This is a genomic window from Flavobacterium psychrotrophum (assembly GCF_003403075.1).
GTDB lineage: Bacteria > Bacteroidota > Bacteroidia > Flavobacteriales > Flavobacteriaceae > Flavobacterium > Flavobacterium psychrotrophum.
The window spans coordinates 4,508,756-4,527,788 of record NZ_CP031557.1; the positions used below are offsets into that span (position 1 = coordinate 4,508,756).

13 protein-coding genes are annotated in these 19,033 nt (G+C 42.4%); 4 read left to right on the forward strand and 9 right to left on the reverse strand.

Annotation, left to right across the window (positions count from 1 at the left end):
• Positions 1 to 108: 108 nt before the first annotated feature.
• Both DYH63_RS19615 and DYH63_RS19620 read right to left on the reverse strand, forming a co-directional pair.
• On the reverse strand, positions 109 to 2,151 hold the full coding sequence (locus tag DYH63_RS19615; protein WP_116790409.1) for a tetratricopeptide repeat-containing sensor histidine kinase: 2,043 nt from the start codon (positions 2,149 to 2,151) through the stop codon (positions 109 to 111).
• 42 nt (positions 2,152 to 2,193) lie between these two features.
• Positions 2,194 to 4,197 carry a tetratricopeptide repeat-containing sensor histidine kinase gene (locus tag DYH63_RS19620; RefSeq protein WP_116790410.1) on the reverse strand — a complete coding sequence of 668 codons (2,004 nt, stop codon included), beginning with the start codon at positions 4,195 to 4,197 and terminating at the stop codon, positions 2,194 to 2,196.
• Positions 4,198 to 4,429: 232 nt separating this feature from the next.
• Here DYH63_RS19620 and DYH63_RS19625 point away from each other — a divergent pair, with 232 nt between their 5' ends.
• The gene (locus tag DYH63_RS19625; RefSeq protein WP_116790411.1) at positions 4,430 to 5,080 is read left to right on the forward strand and encodes a response regulator; all 651 of its coding nucleotides are present in this window, start codon (positions 4,430 to 4,432) and stop codon (positions 5,078 to 5,080) included.
• Positions 5,081 to 5,314: 234 nt separating this feature from the next.
• A complete protein-coding gene (locus DYH63_RS19630) occupies positions 5,315 to 5,755 on the forward strand; it encodes a response regulator (protein WP_116790412.1) in 441 nt (146 codons plus the stop codon).
• A gap of 51 nt (positions 5,756 to 5,806) precedes the next feature.
• Here DYH63_RS19630 and DYH63_RS19635 read toward each other — a convergent pair whose 3' ends face one another.
• The 4 genes from DYH63_RS19635 to DYH63_RS19650 all read right to left on the reverse strand — a co-directional run bounded on the left by DYH63_RS19635 (position 5,807) and on the right by DYH63_RS19650 (position 9,417).
• Positions 5,807 to 6,160: a heavy-metal-associated domain-containing protein gene (locus DYH63_RS19635; RefSeq protein WP_205528268.1), complete on the reverse strand. Its 354-nt coding sequence runs from the start codon at positions 6,158 to 6,160 to the stop codon at positions 5,807 to 5,809.
• A gap of 89 nt (positions 6,161 to 6,249) precedes the next feature.
• Positions 6,250 to 7,536, reverse strand: coding sequence for a glutamate-1-semialdehyde 2,1-aminomutase (hemL, locus tag DYH63_RS19640; protein ID WP_116790413.1), 1,287 nt, complete (start codon positions 7,534 to 7,536; stop codon positions 6,250 to 6,252).
• Positions 7,537 to 7,538: 2 nt separating this feature from the next.
• The gene (locus DYH63_RS19645; protein ID WP_116790414.1) at positions 7,539 to 8,522 is read right to left on the reverse strand and encodes a glucosaminidase domain-containing protein; all 984 of its coding nucleotides are present in this window, start codon (positions 8,520 to 8,522) and stop codon (positions 7,539 to 7,541) included.
• Positions 8,515 to 9,417, reverse strand: coding sequence for a 1-aminocyclopropane-1-carboxylate deaminase/D-cysteine desulfhydrase (locus tag DYH63_RS19650; RefSeq protein WP_116790415.1), 903 nt, complete (start codon positions 9,415 to 9,417; stop codon positions 8,515 to 8,517). Before DYH63_RS19650 ends, DYH63_RS19645 begins: the two co-directional genes overlap by 8 nt.
• Positions 9,418 to 9,758: 341 nt before the next feature.
• Between DYH63_RS19650 and DYH63_RS19655 the strand changes: the two genes are divergently transcribed.
• A complete protein-coding gene (locus tag DYH63_RS19655; protein WP_116790416.1) occupies positions 9,759 to 12,128 on the forward strand; it encodes a GAF domain-containing protein in 2,370 nt (789 codons plus the stop codon).
• A gap of 272 nt (positions 12,129 to 12,400) precedes the next feature.
• On the opposite strand, the gene DYH63_RS19660 is transcribed toward DYH63_RS19655, so the two are convergent.
• Positions 12,401 to 13,588: a Pycsar system effector family protein gene (locus DYH63_RS19660; RefSeq protein WP_116790417.1), complete on the reverse strand. Its 1,188-nt coding sequence runs from the start codon at positions 13,586 to 13,588 to the stop codon at positions 12,401 to 12,403.
• A gap of 27 nt (positions 13,589 to 13,615) precedes the next feature.
• On the opposite strand from DYH63_RS19660, the gene DYH63_RS19665 reads away from it, so the two are divergent.
• A complete protein-coding gene (locus DYH63_RS19665) occupies positions 13,616 to 17,344 on the forward strand; it encodes a metallophosphoesterase (RefSeq protein ID WP_116790418.1) in 3,729 nt (1,242 codons plus the stop codon).
• Here the strand turns inward: DYH63_RS19665 and DYH63_RS19670 are convergent.
• Together DYH63_RS19670 and DYH63_RS19675 are read right to left on the reverse strand one after the other, a co-directional pair.
• On the reverse strand, positions 17,333 to 18,193 hold the full coding sequence (locus DYH63_RS19670) for a hypothetical protein (RefSeq protein ID WP_116790419.1): 861 nt from the start codon (positions 18,191 to 18,193) through the stop codon (positions 17,333 to 17,335). The genes DYH63_RS19665 and DYH63_RS19670 overlap by 12 nt on opposite strands.
• A gap of 123 nt (positions 18,194 to 18,316) precedes the next feature.
• Positions 18,317 to 18,817 carry a hypothetical protein gene (locus DYH63_RS19675; protein WP_116790420.1) on the reverse strand — a complete coding sequence of 167 codons (501 nt, stop codon included), beginning with the start codon at positions 18,815 to 18,817 and terminating at the stop codon, positions 18,317 to 18,319.
• Positions 18,818 to 19,033 lie beyond the last annotated feature (216 nt).

The window sequence follows — 19,033 nt, forward strand, 5'->3', positions numbered from 1 at the left end:
ACACATCGCACCGTTATTTAATAACAATGCACAATGCAGCAAACTGTAGGATAGTACATTAGTGTTTTCTACAGTTTGACAGCATTAGGTTTACAGCAACTATTTCGGTTAAACAATTATTTCCAGCACTGTACCCATTCCGGGCGTGTTTTTTATATTAAAAGTACCATTAAGCGCTTTGATCCGGTCGCTGATATTCCTGAGGCCAATTCCTGATTTCACTTTTTTAGGATCAAAGCCTTTGCCGTCATCCCAGATGCGCAGTTTTAATGCTGTGCGCTGGGCCATGACGGCAATATTACAGTTCTCTGCCTCAGAGTGTTTTTTTGCATTGGTACAGGCTTCTTGCACCACCCTGAAAATGGCCACCCTGCGTTCTGGCGATATGCTGCCCCAGTTGATAAATTTATCTACATACAACTCAAAGCTTGGCCCGGTTGCTTCCTGTTGTTTTTGCACGAGCTTGTATAAAGCCCCGGCATAACTTTCATTTTCAGGCAAAAAACTTTCTTTAAGATCGTGCGATATCTTGCGGAGTTCATCCTGCGTTTCCTGAAGTTCATGTACCAGCAATTTCTTTTTGTCTTCCTGTATGGTTTGCAGCTGCTCCAGGTTAAATCGGGTGGTAAATATGCGGTTTAATATACCGTCATGCAGCTCCATGGCCAGGCGGTTGCGCTCTTTCATCTTGGCAATTTCGGCTTCGGCCTCGCGTTGCATTAGCAGGCTGTATATTTTTTCGTTTGCCTTTTGCTGATGCTCCCTGTGTACCAACTCTTTGTTCTTTGCTTTTAACCTCATAATAATTACCAGCCCGGCAGCAAACCCTAATAATGCAATAGCAGCTGCAAGGGTATAGGTAAACTGCCTGCTGAGTATTTTATTCTGGTTCTCTACACGGTCTGTTTCATAGGCTATGCGGGCAAATTTGTTTCGGGTGGCGCGCTCTGCCATTTGCAGGCTGTCGTTTACTTTAAAATAAAGTTTTGAGTAGTAGGCCGCATTAGCACGGTCGTTTACAGACAGCAATGAAAGTGCATGGGTAACATCGAGCGTGCTGCTTAGTAGTTTTGCCTGCTTGTACCCATCTTTAATATATTGCAGCCCGGTAGTGGTATCTTGTGTTGCAAGATAATATTCGCCTATGCGTATCTGGCTTGCAACAATACCAAGTTTTACACCCAGGCTGTCGCGTATGCGTTTGGCCTCAAAAAGGTCTGCTTTTACAGTTGGTGTTATATTGTGCATTAGCATATTTGCATAGGCACGGTTGCTTAACATCATGGCATATAACGGTGGGCGCAAACCGGTTTTTCCTAAAGATCGTAGCCCCTTATTATAAAGGGTAATTGCCTTTTTATAGTCGCGGCTATACTCATAAGTAACCCCCATATTGTTGTAGCACGATGCCCTGTAGTGTGTAATGTTACGCTTGTCATAACCATCTTTTTCCAGCAGGTCTATTTGCTTTTCTGCAAGCCTGTAGTACTCAAAAGCCTTGCTGTAGTTTTTTACCTCGGTAAGGGTAAGCCCAAGCAGTACATAACATTGAAATATCTCCTCCTTTTTTTCCAGCCGCTGAAAAAGCATCAGTGCGCTTACCGCTTCAGACTCGCTTTCGGCATAGCTGCCATTCTGAAAGAGGATGCCGCCGCCGTTAAGGGTCATTCGTGCAGTGTTAAGGGTATCTTTTCGTGCAGTATACATGGCTTTTGCCTGCATATAGTAATATAAGGCGCTGTCCTGCCGGGTTTGCAGTTCATAGTAGTCGCCCATATAATACAGGGAAGTAGCCAGCTGTGCAGAATCTTTTGCTTCTAACGCCTTATCATATAAGTTGCGCGTTGTCTTATGGTATTGCTTATAACTGCCGTTGTTATAATAGCGGCCGGCAAGTTTTAGGAGTAGTACACGGTTAAGGCTGTCATTACCGGCTGTATTAGCAATAATGTAGAGACTGTCCAGTATTTTATCGCGTGCGACAGGCGGCAGGCTGTCAGAATGTTCCAGGGCGGTAAGTGCCGCATCGTGGTGGGTTTCGCAGTGTTTATTGCAGCACGTAGCCATAGCGGCCAGTAACACTGTAATAATTATAAGGGCAATTTGTGGTATTCTTAATCTACAGGCCTTTTTTATTTTAGTCACCTTCATTCCTGTGTAGTTGCAATAGTTTTAATTATAACGGTGTTTTTATCAAACAATTATATCGAGCACGGCTCCGCGCCCGGCAGATGAGGTGCTTATAAAGGTTCCGCCCAGTGCTAGCACGCGTTCGCGCATGTTGCGAAGGCCTATGCCATCTTTTACTTTTTTAGGGTCAAAGCCACGCCCGTCATCCCATATGCGAAGTTTAATATGCTGTCCCTGTGCCATTACGGCAATGTTGCAGTTTGCGGCTTTACTGTGTTTACGGGCATTAGTACAGGCCTCGTGTGTTATCCTGAAAAGTGCTACACGGCATTCTGGCGAAACATCGTTCCAGTTGATAAATTTATCGATATAAAGGTCAAAAACAGGGCCACCCGGTTCCTGCTGGCGCTCTACCAGTTTTTTAAGTGCATCGGCAAAACTTTCATTTTCAGGCAAAAAATTCTCCTTAAGGTCATGCGATATTTTACGGAGCTCATCCTGCGTTTCTTCCAGTTCGCGCACCAGAAGTTGTTTTTTATCCTCCTGTCCGTCTTTTAACTGCATCAGGTTAAACCGCGTAGTAAAAATTCGGTTCATAACCCCATCATGCAGTTCCATAGCCAGGCGGTTACGCTCTTTTATTTTTGCACTTTCGCTCTCGGCTTCCTGTTCCAGTAGCAGGTTATAAATTTTTTCGTTAGCCTGTTGTTGTCCCTGTACATACAAAAGCTCTTTGTTGCGCGACTTTAGCCGCACGATCATCAGCAGGCCAAGGGCTATGGCAAGTACTGCTATAAATGCCGTAATGGTATAATTAAAGCGTTTGCTTAACGACCTGTTTTGTTGTTCTATATTATCAGTTTCATAAGCTATGCGGGCAAATTTATTACGCATAGAACGCTCTGCCTGTTGCAGGCTGTCGTTTAGCTTAAAGTACAACTGCGAATATTTAAAGGTGTTTTGCTTATCATTAAGCGTAAGCAGCGAAAGCGACTCAAGCATATCATAGTTGCTTTTGTTGGCTTTTGCTTCGGCATAAATTTCCCTAAGGTAGGTTACCGATTTTAAGGTGTCCTGTTTTTTAAGGTAATGCCGTGCAATGCTTTTTTTAGTTTCGAGTATGGTAATGGGCTCATTAAGGCTATCCAGTATTCGTAATGACTCCCAAAGGTCTCCTGTGTAGTCATCCTCATTCCTGTCGAGCATCATTTTTGCGTAACCCCTGTTGGCTATCATTACAGCATATTCATACCGTTCATAACCGGGTAGGGCCAGTGCCTTAGTGTAATATTGTAACGATTTTTCGTGGTCTCCCTTGGCTCCATAAAGCACACCTATGTTTCCATAAATATTACGCTGCTTAGACCTGATTTCATCCATCGTGAAACCGGCTTTTTTCATGCCTGCCGTTTCATCTAAAGCACGCTGGTAGTACTTTAGTGCCTGCGGATAGCTCTTCATTTCACAAAGGGTGGCACCCAGTACTGTGTACCCATTAATAATGTATTCGTTGTTATCTGTTTTCCTAAAGTAGCTCAGGGCTTTTATTTCCTCAGTTTCGGCTTCAGCATAGTTACCCTGCGTAAAAAGGATACAGGCTACAGAGTGCGCCGTTTGGGCCATATTTACCGAATCTTTTACGGTGCGGTATACTTTGCCGGCATTAAGATAATAGTAAAGTGCGCTATCGGCCTGGTTCTCTGCTTCAAAACAGCTGCCTATGTTGTAAAGGGAATATGCCATTACCACAGAGTCTTTTTTTTCTATTGCGGTTCTGTAAAATCCGCGCATAATATCTTTATGCTTATCATACTCGCCGTCAAAAAAGTAGCGAAAGGCAATAAGGCGCATCATCTGGCGGTTAAGGCTGTCCTGTTCCCTTACCTTTACAATAGGGGCCATGCTGTCTAAAATTTGCAGCCTTCGGGTTGCAGAGAGCTTTTCTGTACCTTCAAGAAAACGCAGTTCGCGCAGCTTGTCTTTGTCTTCCTGTTTTTCAGAGCAGCCTGAAAACAGGCATGCTACTGCCAGTAAAGCGAGAAAAAAAGTGTACGTGCGTAGTGCCATGAAGCATGATAATTTGTCCAAAAATAGGAGTTTTTATTAAATTTTTGTTAATCATTGGCAGGTGGGTTTTTAAAATTAATACTATGATGTAATTTAGTTTATGGCAGAACGTTATATACTGTAAAAACTTTCTGCCAAAAATATGCCCGGAGTGCTCTGTATTTAGTACTTTCGCCGGCTGTTTAAGCAGTAGTAACGCCAGCCTGCTAACCCACTAAATGATTGAATTGCTATGAACATATTGCTCGTAGACGACCACCCCTTTACTGTAGAAGGATATAAGAGTGTAATGGAAGTGCACCTGGAGGCTAAGAGCCCGCGCATAAGCACCGCAGCAGGATGCCGTGAAGCTTATGATGCTATAATGGCAGCAGGCACAACCAGGGCATTTGACCTTGCCATTATAGACCACAACCTGCCTGCTTTTGAAGAAAAAAAACTTGCCAGTGGTGCCGATGTTGCTTTACTGATTCGTAAAGTTATGCCTTCCTGCAAAATAGTTATGATAACCGCACACACCGAGATACTGGTGCTGTATGATATTTACAAAAAAATAGAGCCGGAAGGGTTCATAACCAAAAACGAGCTTACCCCACAAAAGCTTGGCGACATAGCCCTGCAACTAATTAACGGCGATACGTATAAAAGCCCTATAGTAAATAAGAGCATTCGCGAAGTATGGACTAAAGAGTTGATGATAGACGATATTAACAGGCAGATACTGTTTTTTATGGCAAAAGGCTATAAAGCAAAGGAACTCGACGAACTTGTGTTTCTTTCAGACAGTAGTATACAAAAACGCATTGCCAGCATGAAAAAAGCTTTTGGCGTTACTGATAACAGCAGCCTTGTTAAGGAAGCTATACAACAAGGATTCTTGTAAGCCAGAAAAACAAAATTTTAAATTTTTGTAAAGCTTTGGTTAATAGTTTATTTATGGAAAATTTTATAAGATTACGGCTTCAAAACAAAACTATAATTTCTAAAATTTCGTATCTTTACACTGAAATCACCTCATAACCTGATTTACTGTAAGATATTTTTGATGATTTACACTTCCGTAATGGATTTGTAATTTTTTGATTACACTTAAGGCAGATCGTAAAACCTCAAACATATGCTGGAATCAAAAAACATTTATCTTTCTGATGATGATGCAGATGACAGGGATTTCTTTACAGAAGCAGTTTTAGAAATTTCAAAAAAACATAAACTTACAATTAGTACCAATGGTGCAGAGCTTATGGAGCAACTGCAAAGACCACCCGTGCCACTACCGGACATTATCTTTCTGGATATTAATATGCCAAAGAAAGATGGTATACAAAGTCTGAATGAGATACGTAAAAACGAACTTACAGGCAATATTCCTGTGGTAATGTATTCTACAAGCGCTAATCCCGATTATATTAATAAAGCCCACAAACTTGGCGCTAACTTTTATTTTGTAAAGCCATCTGATTACAAAAGCCTTAAGCAGCGCATTGCAGCAGTACTTGCTATAGACTGGAGCCGTCAGGCATTTCCGGTAGACAGCTCGCAGTTTGTTTTGTGCTAAGACCTATAATTACTATATATACTCATTATAATGCCTTGCTTTTGCAGGGCATTATTTTTTACAGCAATCATCAAGTCCGGCATATGCCTGTGGGTCTGCCTTTACATCGTCGGCATCATAGCCCAGTTTACCTATTGCCTGTTTTATGGCATCAAGGTTTGTTTTCTTGCTGTTGTAAGTAACTTTAATGGTCATGGCTTTTTCATCTAGCACTACCATCTGAACGCCTTTTTGTTTTAAAAGCGTACGGTTAAATTTATCACCGCAGGTTTCACAGGCCTTACAGTGGTCGCAATGTATAACGGTTTTAATAGTAGCCGTTTGCACTGTTTTTTGCTGCGCAGCCATATTTGCTGAGCTTAACAGTAGTGTAAATATGGCAAGGAGTTTAAATACGTTTTTCATCAAGTGTCTTTTATGTAAATATATTGATCTTTTTACAAATAAGAAAGCACGATTGATATCGTGCTTTTATAATATAATGTACTAATACTCTATAACGTATTTGCCGTTTTTTCAATAGCCGCCAGCGTTAGGTTAAGGTCGTCATAAGTAAGGGCATCGGTAATAAACCAGGTTTCATAAGCCGATGGCGCTATGTATACACCGTTTTCTAATAACCCGTGAAAGAACTTTTTAAAGGTGTCGTTATTGCCATAACCCGCCGAAGCAAAATCGGTAACCGGGCGCGCATCAAAATGTACCGATATCATAGAACCCTTACGGTTAATGGTATGGGCAATATTTTTTCTTTCGAGTATGTTACGCATACCTGTTTCCAGATAGGCTGTTTTAGCATCGAGTCTTGTAAAAATGCCTGAATCGGCACTTAGGGCTTTAAGCATTTCGAGGCCGGCAGCCATGGCTAAAGGGTTACCACTCAACGTGCCTGCCTGGTAAACAGGGCCTACGGGTGCCAGGTAATTCATAATCTCATTACGCGCTGCAAAAGCCCCAACAGGAAGTCCGCCGCCTATAACCTTACCAAATGCTACAATATCTGCTTTGATGTTAAACAATTCTTGTGCGCCACCTTTTGAAAGGCGGAAACCCGTCATTACTTCATCAAAAATTAGTAGCGTGCCGTTATCATCGCAAAGTTTGCGCAGGCCTTCTAAAAAGCCATCGGCAGGAGGGATGCAGCCCATATTGCCCGCTACAGGCTCTATGATTATGGCTGCTATTTCATTTGGGTTAGCCGAAAATATCTCAGCTACATTAGCAAGGTCGTTGTAATTAGCTAATAGTGTATCTTTAGCCGTACCCTGGGTTACGCCGGGGCTGTTTGGCGAACCAAACGTTACCGCGCCGCTACCCGCCTGAATAAGGAACGAGTCTGAGTGGCCGTGGTAACAACCCGAAAACTTGATGATCTTTTCGCGGTTGGTAAAGCCACGTGCCAGCCGAATGGCGCTCATACAGGCTTCGGTTCCGCTGTTTACAAAACGTATTTTATCAATATTAGGAACCATGCTTACTGCCAAAGCAGCAATCTCGGTTTCCAGCGCTGTAGGTGTACCAAAAGATGTGCCCTTCTTTGCACGCTCTATAACGGCATCCACTACGGGTGCATAAGCATGCCCCAGTATCATGGGGCCCCAGCTGTTTATATAGTCTATATATTTGTTGCCATCTTCATCAAAAAGATAAGCACCATTAGCTTCTTTAATAAATATAGGTGTGCCACCTACTGCCTTAAAGGCACGTACAGGAGAGTTGACACCTCCGGGTATTACTTCGCTTGCCTCAGCAAAAAGGCGGCTGCTTCTTTCGTATAACATGGTTATTTTACTTTAAGTACCTGGCCTATGCTTAGGGCATTGCCGTTAAGGCCGTTTAATCGAATCAGTTCGTCTACCGTTGTATTGTGCTTTTTAGAGATCGAATACAATGTTTCTCCCTGGGCTACCGTATGGCTATCTGCGGCAGCTACAGTAGTAGGCTGAGTGGCCGGCTGTACAGTTTTAGCAGGAGCGGCTGTATTTGTAACAGGTGCTTCTGCCGTGCCGATGCTAACGCGCGGAGTGTTTATTTGTGCCGGAGCTTTTTCAGCTGCCACTACCACAGGCTCCTCTTTTTTTATCGCTGCCTTCTTTTTATAGGTACCACCCATAACTTCTTCGTCATACTGCGCTAACTGAAAACGCTCAATAAGGCCTATTAGTTTTTCAGGATATTTAGGGTCGGTAGCATAGCCTGCTGCTCTTAAGCCCTTAGCCCATCCTTCATAATCGTCTTTGTCAAGCTTAAAAAGGTTAGCATAGCGGCTGCGCCCCGTAAGAAAAAGGGCATGATCTTCAAACGATCCTGCTGCGGTTGGGTATTTACGGAAACATTCCTGTGCGGCATCGTCATCGTGGTACACCTTATCGCCGGTCCAGTCGTTATGGCATTTAATGCCAAAGTGGTTGTTGGCACTTACGGCAAGGTCGCCACGGCCTGCGCCGCTTTCCAGTATGCCCTGCGCCAGTATAATACTGGCCGGTATACCGTGTTTGTTCATATTATTCTGGGCAATGCCCTTGTAATTATTTACATACTCTTTTACCTGCTCGCTATACACCACCGTGCGCGATGTGCTTTGAAGCACCTCTGTACTGCCGGTATTAGCAGCCGTAGTATTAGATGTTGATCCCTTTGTTTTACGGGTTTTAGTCTTGGTAACTGCCTTAGTGGTTTGTATGTGTGGCTTGGTGCTTTTACTTTTGCTGCTTCCGCAGGCTACAAGGGTTCCTAAAACTACAAAGGCTACAATCTTTCTAATCATCCGATAGGGTTTTTATTAAGGTTTCATTCTTTTTTGCCAGTAACTTGTTCATGCCTGCAATGCCCTGCAACCCGCCGGTGTGTATAAGCAGGATGCGGCTGTTAGCAGGAAAAAATCCGTTACTGATACCGTCTATAACGCCAAAAACCATCTTTGCCGTATATACGGGGTCAAGCGGAATAGACGTCTGGCCAAAAAAAGCATTTATAAAAGTTATCAGTTTGGGCGTTACTTTTCCGTATCCGCCAAAGTGGTAATCTTCTATAAGCTGCCAGTTTTGGTTTTTTGCAAATGTAAGTATATCATCTTGTAATCCTGCATTTTTTAACGCCGGATAGCCCAAAACTGCCTGGTGTGGCAGTGCCGAATTGATAAGGCCAGCTATGGTGCCACCCGTACCCACGGCGGTGCAAATGTGTGTAAACGCGCTGTCTTCTTCCGTCAGTATCTCTTCGCATCCCTTTACTGCAAGGGCATTGGTACCACCCTCAGGTACAATGTAGCAATCGCCAAATTCGGCTGTTATTGCTGCAATAAAATCAGGTTCGGCCTTATGTCTGTAGGCTTCGCGCGATATAAATTTAAACTGCATGCCGCAGCTTTGTGCAAAGGCAAGGGTAGGGTTTTCGGTTATTTTACTTTCAAGCTCCTCCCCGCGGATAATACCTATGGTGTCAAAACCATATTCTTTTCCGGCGGCTGCCGTAGCGGCTATGTGGTTGCTGTAGGCACCGCCAAAGGTAAGCAGTGCTGTTTTGCTCATGCGCTTTGCCTCCTGTATGTTATACTTAAGCTTACGGAACTTATTGCCCGAAATATGTGGGTGCAACAGGTCTTCCCGCTTTATGGTAAGGGTAATGTTGTTTAGGAAGGTAAGGGGTACCGTTTGGTTCATGGGGTAAAGATACTTGTTTTTTAGCAGGGGTAAAGACTGTTCTTTGACCTCACAAAATATTGGGTTTCGCAAAGGCACACAAAGAAGGCGCAAAGTTTCACAAAGGTTTCATCTGAGTGAATTACTGAAACGCACGCACGTATTGGTTACGGTGGCAAACAACAAAGGGAAGGGATATTTTCGGTCATATCCATGTAGCAAAATCCGCACAAATCCGCGCTTGTGCAGCATCCGTATCATCCGCGTTCCTTTACAGGAAATCCGCAACGCACTTTTTTTGTAATTATTATAACCGATTACAATTTTTCGTAATTTTGCAGTCACACACAATCACAATGAAGATGGATGATGCGCAAGACATAAAAGGGCCGCTTATTGCCCGGATATCATTTCATAAAGTGCTCGAAGCATTAGAGCAGATTGCTGAAAATGATGTAGACTACCGTGCAGACTATGCAAAGGCATTGCTTAAGCATGCCGCCCCGTTTCCTGAGCTGCGCCAAGGAATAGAAGACATTAGCCTTATTAGCAAACATGAAAGCCTGATACGCAACCTGCTGGCCGACCTTTTTCCTACAGCACTTAGCAATAACGAGATTAAGGCAGCAGCCATACCTTTTTTTAATTTTTCTTTTAACCATACCAATCGATTTAAAAAAATACTTACCGATGCCGGTGTTGATTTTGGCATAAGCATACGTAACATGGATGAACACCAGTTCTACGTGTTTAGTTGTTGCCTGGTGCTTAATATGTATTATGGTTACCACTTTGATTTTAGCAAGCCGCTGTTTTACGACATTCCGGATGCTGAGGGTATTATGCACCATTACCGTATTTTATACAATGCCGATTTTATGGAGCTTATCCCTACAGATAAGGCTGTAGCGGTTACTAAAGAGGATGTTGATGTCCTGATGGATAATTTTGACAACCTCGAAATGTGGCAGGAAAAATTCCCCGAGGGCAGCTGGATAGCAAAGGGTTTTGGTATGGTGTCATTATTTGATGCTACTGCCGAAAGCGCGATTTCTAACCTTAAGAGCAACCTGCTTACAAACGAAGATTTTAATGAGTTTACAAGGGATAACTTTGAGGCGATATTTCGCTCTATATATAAGATAGGCGACCTGCGCATAGGTTTTACCGAAGTGAATACCGAAGATAACATTTTTCGCTTAGCACCTTTTGATGATATTAAGAGCTATATTCTTAAGGATGTAGATGAGATGAACTGTGGTGCCATGTTTTGCAGCGACACGCTGGATGAAATACTGCAAGACAAAAAGTACCTTATCATATCTGATGTTGAGCGCTTTTTAGAAGAAAATAGTGAAGATGCAGCACTGGCACGCCACCTGCTTTCGCAGGATATTCGTAGTTGTATACTGGCTCCAATTGTAAAGAACAACCGTTTCTACGGTTTTATAGAAATGGTTTCATCGCGTGCTAAAGAGCTAAACAGCATTAATGCAAATAAGCTGGGCTACATAATGCCGTTTATTACCGATACTTTAGAGCGCTATTACAGCGAATTGCAAAATGAGATCGATGCCATAATCCAGAACGAGTATACTGCCATTCATCATAGTGTGTACTGGAAGTTTAGGGAAGAGGCTATGTCGCACCTGCATGAGCGCAACAACCGTGAAGCGTTTAAAGAAATTGTCTTTAAAGAGGTATATCCATTATACGGGCAGATAGACGTAAAAGGGTCATCTACGGCGCGTAATGAGAGTACTGAGAAAGATCTTGTGCTGCAAATACAAAAACTGCTTTCACTTTTCCGTTATATATTTGAGGAAGAACAACTACCCCTTATTGAGCAGCATGTTTATGAGCTGGAGACCATAGAGGACAAACTAAAAGAATCGCTTAAAGCGGATACTGAGTCTAACATTCAGAATTACCTGCTTAATGAGGTGCACCCTGTTTTGCAGCATTTTGACTCATCAAACAGCGAAGTACACAAGCGCATTGCCGCTTATTTTGCTACGCTGGATGGTAAGGTAAATATGGTATATGAAAGCCGTAAGGATTTTGACCGTACCCTTAGCGCCATCAATAAGCAAATGGCTAACCTGCTTGATGAAAAGCAGGCACAGGCACAGGCGTTTTTTCCGCATTATTATGAGCGTTTCAAGACCGATGGCGTAGAGCATAACCTGTATATTGGGGCAAGCATTTCGCCTAAGCACCAGTACAATCCGTTATACCTTAATAATCTAAGATTGTGGCAGCTACAGGTAATGTGCGAAATGGAAAATGAGTATTATCGAATTAAGCCTAACCTGCCTTATGAACTGGATGTTACATCGCTGATACTGGTATTTAGTTCGCCAATATCTATTCGTTTCCGTATGGATGAAAAACGTTTTGATGTAGACGGTACCTACAATGCCCGTTATGAGGTGGTTAAAAAGCGTATTGATAAGAGTAATATTAAGGGTACTAAAGAGCGCATTACCCAAAAAGGTAAGATAACCATTGTATATACCCAGAAAAAAGAAGAGGCAGAGTACAGGCGTTACATACAGTTTTTACAACACAAACACCTGCTGGGTAATGTTATAGAAACATTTGATGTAGAAGACCTGCAGGGCGTTACCGGCCTTAAAGCGTTAAGGGTTTCTATAAATTACAAGGCTGGCCAAAAGAATGAAGGTGCTTATACATATGAAGACCTTTTAAAAGAACTTCAGCAAAAATAAATTTACGATATATCGTAAAAAAAGTAAAGCCGCCCCTATTGAAGGGCGGCTTTACTTTTTTATTGATGCCGAGTTGTAAATATAGTTCAACACCATGAAAATCTTTCGCGAAACGCGAAACTGTACAGTTAACTTAATTGTAATCTAAGTGCTGATGAGTTGCTAAGCTTTGCGACTCTGTGTCTTTGCGAGAAAAAACTTTTAAACGGGATATATTCACTTAGTTTTATTTTTTACGATATATCGTAAAAAATAAAGTCAGCACAGAATTTCTAAAGCATCCAGAACGCATATACAAACGATGATACCGAAACAATAATGCCTGTCATAAATATGTTATAGGTAATACGCAGTAATTTGTACTTGCGGTCCAGTACCAGCCCCAGGTAGTATAGGTCTTTTACCAGCGATCCGTATACATAGTCTCTGTCCATCATCATTTCTTTTATGGCAGCATCATAATCTTCAAGGCTCATTTTGTGAAAGTTGCCAAAGAATAAGAGATTAACCTTTCTGTTTGCCACATCTTCTTTTGTAAATGTGCTTGTGTTTACCTTAGGGCGTGTAGAAAGAATAGCAAACACTATCGATACCGTGCTAAACAGCATCATAATAAATGTAGGCATAATCAAGTGTGCGTTAGCAGGGCTGTCCAGCTTAGGTATCAGGCTGCTCAGCGCTATAGATATGATAATCGTATTGACAGATAGCAGTATGTTTGCCTTACTGTCTGCAATGTCGCTCAGGCGTGTGTGGTTGCCCAGTGTAACCCTGAACATCGTGTCTATACCTCTTTCCGGTTTTTCAGCCTTCTTAGCATCCTCCTCTTTTTTCTTTTTCTTTTTTTCTTTCTTTTTACTGTCAGAGCTACACGTGTTTATAGCCTCCTGTAATGCTGCAATATTAGCGTCCTTTAAAGGCTGTAAAACTTTTTTGGCATAGGCGGTATAGTAGCGGTGCTTGTGCAGCAACATCAGGCGATTGCCCACAGCCCATTCAAGATCGGTAAAGGTATTAAAGCCGGTAATTTTCCATTCCTCACGCAGTAGTTCAGAGAGCTGAATGTAATTATGGTCTGCAAAGTGTGCGCAGTCGGCATCTTTTATAACAGCCTCCAGTGTATTTTTCGGTTCGGCACGCAACTCTGTAGCCAGTATCAGGTGGCTAATTATCCGCGCTTTATCTTCGGGGTAATTGTGCTCTTTTAAAAAGTCGAGGGCAATTTTGCTACTGCGTCTTTCGTGGTTATCAGGCCCTTCTATATATCCGGTATCATGAAACCATGCCGCAAGGGCAAGCTCTTCCGCTTCATCTTCGCTTACTCCCTCTCCCTGTCCTATGGCAGCGGCAGCGTTAACTACACGTAAAGTATGGTTAAAATTATGGTAGATATAATGCGGAGATAACCTATCTTTGAATAGGTGGAACACAAAATTTTCCGCTTTTTCGACAATTTTCATCAGCAAGTTAATTAACACAACCAAATTATGAAATTCTTTTGGCTTGGCTGCGGCTTTAGTAAAAATATTAACGCGATAACGCTATTGGTGCTGCTTTTAGTATTTAGCTCCTGTGCTACCCATCATTCGCAGTATGGTAAAAAGGCTATGCCCTCATTACAGGATAGTATAGCTGCACGTTCTGCAGATTCTGTAGCACATCGTTTTTACCTTGTGGGCGATGCCGGTTATGCAAACGAACCCAATGCGCAGGTGCTGATAAAAAACATTGGCTCACGATTAGAGCACGAAGCTAAAAATACCACACTGTTTTTTTTGGGCGATAATATTTACCCGCTGGGCATGCCTGCTGAAGATAATAAAGACCGTAAAGAGGCCGAAGCATCGCTAAACACCCAGATTGCACTTGCAAAGCTGTTTAGTGGCAAAACCTATTTTATACCCGGTAACCACGACTGGTACCATGGCATTAAAGGATTGCAGGAGCAGGAAAAACTTGTAGATAAGGCACTGGGTAAAGGTGCGTTTCTGCCTGCAAAAAGCTGCGGTCTTGACGATGTAAAAATAAACGATAACATTACCATGATCGTGGTAGACAGCCAGTGGTATTTTGAAAACTGGGACGATTATCCTACCATTAACGATGATTGCGATATTAAAACCCGAGCAGCATTTTTACTGGAGCTGGAGAGCTTGCTTAATAAAAACCAGGATAAAAATATAGTGCTTGCCATACACCACCCGCTTATGAGTAATGGTGCGCACGGCGGGCAGCTAAGTGCAAGAAAAGAACTATATCCGCTAAAGTATAAAGTGCCTATGCCGATTGTGGGCTCCCTTATCAACTTAGTGCGCCGCACATCGGGTGCCAGCGAGCAGGATTTGCAAAGCCGTGTATATGGCGAGCTTAGCAAGCGCATACAAACCCTTATACAGGGGCGCAATAATGTTATTGTAATATCGGGCCACGACCACAATTTGCAATATATTGAAAAGAATAACATCCATCAGATCATTAGCGGAGCAGGCTCTAAAGAAGAGGGTGCGCGTGCCCTGGGCGACCACGATTTTTCTTATGGCGGGCGTGGTTATGCCATTGTCGATTTTTATAAAAATGGAACTTCGGCAGTGCATTATTATAAGGTAGGCGAAAAAGGTGAGGAGCAATTGTTTGAGGCACCGCTGTTGCAAAAAAAGCAGCAACTGGCACTAAAAGAATACAGGAACAATTTTCCTGCAGATACTGCCGCTACTATTTATACTAAGAAAGAAACCACACACGGTGGCTTTTATAAGTTTTTGTTTGGTAACCACTACCGTAAGTATTATGATATGCCCATCCATACAAAAATGGTGGTTATAGACACTCTTTATGGCGGGCTTAATGTGGGCCGCGAAGGTGGCGGACACCAGAGTAATTCGCTTAGGCTTATAGATAAAAAAGGCAGGGAGTATGTAATGCGTGCGGTTAAAAAAAGTGCTTCACGATTTTTGCAGTCTACCGCTTTCCCTACTAAATATATTGGCGATGACTACGACGGCACCTTTGCCGAAAGTTTCCTGCTTGACTTTTATACAAGCTCGCATCCGTTTACGCCACTAATTATAGACGATCTGGAAGAAGCCGTTGGTATTTACCATACTAACCCTGAGTTGTATTATATACCAAAACAAAACGGGCTTAAACGCCACAACGAGCTACATGGCGATGCATTGTATATTGTTGAAGAGCGCCCTACAGATGAGTTTAGCAAACTGGATAGTTTTGGCAACCCGGATGGAATAGATGGTACCGATGATGTGCATGCCAAACTTGCCAAAAGCAAGAAGAATGTGATAGATGAAAGGGCTTACATTCGGGTGCGCCTGTTTGACCTTATGGTGGGCGACTGGGACCGCCACGCCGATCAGTGGCGCTGGAGTAAATTCAAGACTGCCGATAGTACTTATTATCGCCCTATACCGCGCGACCGCGACCAGGCGTTTCCTAAATATGGCGGGGCATTGCTTAGCGTATTAATGCAGATGCCGCCACTACGCTATATGAAGCCTTATAAAGGTGATATAGGTAATGTAAAATGGCAGGCAAAGCAAGGCTATACCCAGGATGTGGCTTTTATAACTAAAAGCGGAGAGAATGTATGGCTTGAGGAAGCGGCCTATTTAAAAGAACACCTTACTGATGCCGTTATAGACGAATCGTTTGCGAAACTACCGCCCGAGGTGCGGGACGGCGATATGGAAACCATTAAAAAGAACCTGAAAAGCCGCCGCGACAAGCTGGCAAAATATGCACTTGATTACCGTAAGGTGTTACTAAAAACAGTGGTGCTTACGGGCACAGATAAGAAAGAACGTTTTGTAATAACCCGTGGCGATAAAGGAGCAACCAAAGTAGAGATATACAGCATAAAAAAAGATGGCGATTCGCTTGCGTTTACTCAGCTATATAACCGTAAACAAACACGCGAACTCTGGATTTATGGTCTTGATGATGATGATATTTTTGAAGTAAAAGGCAAACCGGAACATCCTATAAAGCTGCGCCTTATTGGCGGGCAAAATAATGATACTTATGCGGTAGAAGACGGGCGTAAAGTAAATATATACGACTTTAAGACCAAGAAAAACACCTACGAAACAGATAGCAAAACATCGCTTAAGCTTACCGATGATTATGAAACCAACAGTTACGACTATAAAAAACCAAATTACAATATTTTTATAGCCTACCCCATGATAGGCTTTAACCCGGACGACGGCGTTAAACTTGGTGCTGTTGCAGGCTATACTATAAATAACTTTAACCGCAGGCCATATTCGCAAAAGCATACGGTTAAGGCAAATTACTTTTTTGCAACACAGGGTTTTGAACTGGGTTATCGTGGGGTGTTTATGAATGTATCCAGCAAATGGAACATAGGCCTTGATGCCCGTTTTACCAGTCCTAACTTTAGCATTAATTATTTTGGTCTGGGTAACGAAACTAAAAATGATGACGATGAGATGGGTATGGATTATAACCGTGTAAAGCTCCAGGTATTCAGGGTAGCGCCATCATTTTTTAAGCAGGGTAAAAATGGTAGTTTCATGGAGCTGAAAATGCCTTTTGAAACCATAGAGGTAGATGGCACCCACAACCGTTTTGTAAACCAGCCGGGCCTGCTTACCGATTATCTTTTTGAACACAGGCAGTACGGCGGGGTAGAGGGCACTTACAGTTTTGAGAATTATGATAATAAAGCGTTGCCTGCCCTGGGCTTTAAGTTTTATGCAACAGGCGGCTGGAAAGCGAGTTTTGATGTTTTTGAACGCAACTTTGCCCATGCCGAAACAGGGTTATCTATATTCCATAAAATAACACGTAATGAGCGCCTTGTGTTTGCTACTACGTTTAAGGGCAGATTTATATTTAACGACAATTATGAGTTTTACCAGGGGGCTACACTGGGTGGTGATGCCGACTTAAGGGGCTATCGCCGTGAGCGCTTTACAGGCCGAAGCATGTACTACCAGAGCAGCGACCTGCGTTATACAATTGGCAAATTCAAAAGTGTTATTCCGTTTACCTATGGTGTACTGGGAGGGTATGATTACGGCCGTATATGGCTAAATGGTGAAAGTTCTGACAAGTGGCACCAAAGTGCCGGTGGCGGCCTGTGGATAAATGGTGCCGAAGCATTAACCGCCCGCGTTACCTGTTTTTATGGCAGCGATGGCGCGCGGGTAGCTTTTGGGCTATCATTAGGGCTTTAGGTTTTTGATGTTGAGTTTATAAAGATTACCGCCCGTTTTTTTGCTGCGCTCATCAGCAATGAGCAGTGTGTTATTATCTGTAAAACAAATACCTTCTTTTTGGGTAACATCGCCCAGGTTATAAGAAGTAATTGTGCCGTTTGCAAAATCATCTCCCTTAAAATTGGTAATGAGCCATAATTTACCACCACTTATAAGGGCTACTGTTTTTCCGTCTGGGCTTATGTCTGCTCCGGCTATGGCACATTTTCTAAAGTTATCGCAGCTTACAAAGCTTCCTGCCGGCGTAGCACTATGGTAGCCACGCTTGTTTTCTAGTTTGTGTATAAGCACAGTGCCATCGCCCTGCGCACTTCTGTTTTTGCTAAAAAGGTAAAAGAAACCGTTATGTTCAAAAAAAGCTTCACAGTCAAAATTGCGTTCCTTCTTTTTTGGCGGAAAATCTTTTTGTTCAGGATAGTAAAAAGACACGGTATATGCTACTTTAGCCGGGTTTGCAGCGTTTAGTTTATGTATGGCAAGGTCGCGACGGTCGTTATCATTATTGCCGGTATCGCCTATATATAAATTACCTTCTTTATCTGCCGTTATATCTTCCCAGTCGGTATTTTTAATGCCGTCTATAACCACTGCCTGATGTTTGCCTGTTTTTTGGTCTATTTTATAAAGTTCGTTTTTATTACCGCTGTCTTCATGTGCCCATAGTGTACCATTTACATATTGCAGGCCGGAAATTTCGTCAAGATTTAGTGTGGCTATTTGTTTTAGAGGGCCTTCCTGAGCCTGTTGCTTATCTGTGCATGCCCATAAAAAAGCGCACAACAGTGCGGGAATAATAGATTTTGTCATAAGGGGGTATTCTTCGTATTTAATTAAAGGTAGATATTAACGACGGCATACGCAAATAAAAAACCGCCAGAAGGTATTCTTCGGCGGTTAGTCCCCTTATTCAAAAATTATTTATAAACGTACTTACAGCATTGGGGCATCATACCACTGTGTATAAGATGCACATACTAATTTATTTGTAGATGTAAAGCCCTGTAGTAAAATCCTCCACCTGTAGCAAGGCAATGTTTGCGATGGCAGTAACTCTATATGTGCCGGTGCGCTTAAGATGTTGTAAAAAGTAGTTGAACTGGTGTATGTTGATATAGCACCATATCCGCTGTTAATGTCTTCGCAGTCTGTAGCCTGAAGCTCTACGCTTACTTTAAATCCTATAGAGGCCGGTGCGGTAGAAGGTACATCTGCAATGAAGCTTATTACAGGGTTTGTAAGTGTGCCCTGGTTGTATACATGGGCAGTTATTTCTTTAAAGCATGGTTCTGTAACCTTGGGTGTTATGCCTAGTGCGGCTTCTTTTGCAGCAGTCTGGGCATTGGCTGTATCTTCTAATATTGAGTCTGAATCTGTTGAGCAGGATGCTGCTAAAAATAAAAATACCGGAATTAATAGTAGTAATTTTTTCATCTTAAATTTCTTTGTCTGTTTCTGTACGAAGCAAACATATCTGCTTTAATCGAATTGTAAATTAAAAATCTTAAAAAAACGTTAAAATGATTTTTTTTAGCGACGAATCACATTCATTGCCCGTTGAATGGCAGGCTGTTAATCCGGCGTTAATTATATAGGCATTAAAATATTAGCAGGCTAACTTTATAATCAGCAACACGATAAAGAAATAAT

Bases quoted from the DNA above. Each gene is read 5' to 3' on its own strand.
- DYH63_RS19615 (WP_116790409.1), bottom strand. From the start codon at position 2,151: ATGAAGGTGACTAAAATAAAAAAGGCCTGTAGATTAAGAATACCACAA.
- DYH63_RS19620 (WP_116790410.1), bottom strand. From the start codon at position 4,197: ATGGCACTACGCACGTACACTTTTTTTCTCGCTTTACTGGCAGTAGCA.
- DYH63_RS19625 (WP_116790411.1), top strand. From the start codon at position 4,430: ATGAACATATTGCTCGTAGACGACCACCCCTTTACTGTAGAAGGATAT.
- DYH63_RS19630 (WP_116790412.1), top strand. From the start codon at position 5,315: ATGCTGGAATCAAAAAACATTTATCTTTCTGATGATGATGCAGATGAC.
- DYH63_RS19635 (WP_205528268.1), bottom strand. From the start codon at position 6,160: ATGAAAAACGTATTTAAACTCCTTGCCATATTTACACTACTGTTAAGC.
- hemL (WP_116790413.1), bottom strand. From the start codon at position 7,536: ATGTTATACGAAAGAAGCAGCCGCCTTTTTGCTGAGGCAAGCGAAGTA.
- DYH63_RS19645 (WP_116790414.1), bottom strand. From the start codon at position 8,522: ATGATTAGAAAGATTGTAGCCTTTGTAGTTTTAGGAACCCTTGTAGCC.
- DYH63_RS19650 (WP_116790415.1), bottom strand. From the start codon at position 9,417: ATGAACCAAACGGTACCCCTTACCTTCCTAAACAACATTACCCTTACC.
- DYH63_RS19655 (WP_116790416.1), top strand. From the start codon at position 9,759: ATGGATGATGCGCAAGACATAAAAGGGCCGCTTATTGCCCGGATATCA.
- DYH63_RS19660 (WP_116790417.1), bottom strand. From the start codon at position 13,588: ATGAAAATTGTCGAAAAAGCGGAAAATTTTGTGTTCCACCTATTCAAA.
- DYH63_RS19665 (WP_116790418.1), top strand. From the start codon at position 13,616: ATGAAATTCTTTTGGCTTGGCTGCGGCTTTAGTAAAAATATTAACGCG.
- DYH63_RS19670 (WP_116790419.1), bottom strand. From the start codon at position 18,193: ATGACAAAATCTATTATTCCCGCACTGTTGTGCGCTTTTTTATGGGCA.
- DYH63_RS19675 (WP_116790420.1), bottom strand. From the start codon at position 18,817: ATGAAAAAATTACTACTATTAATTCCGGTATTTTTATTTTTAGCAGCA.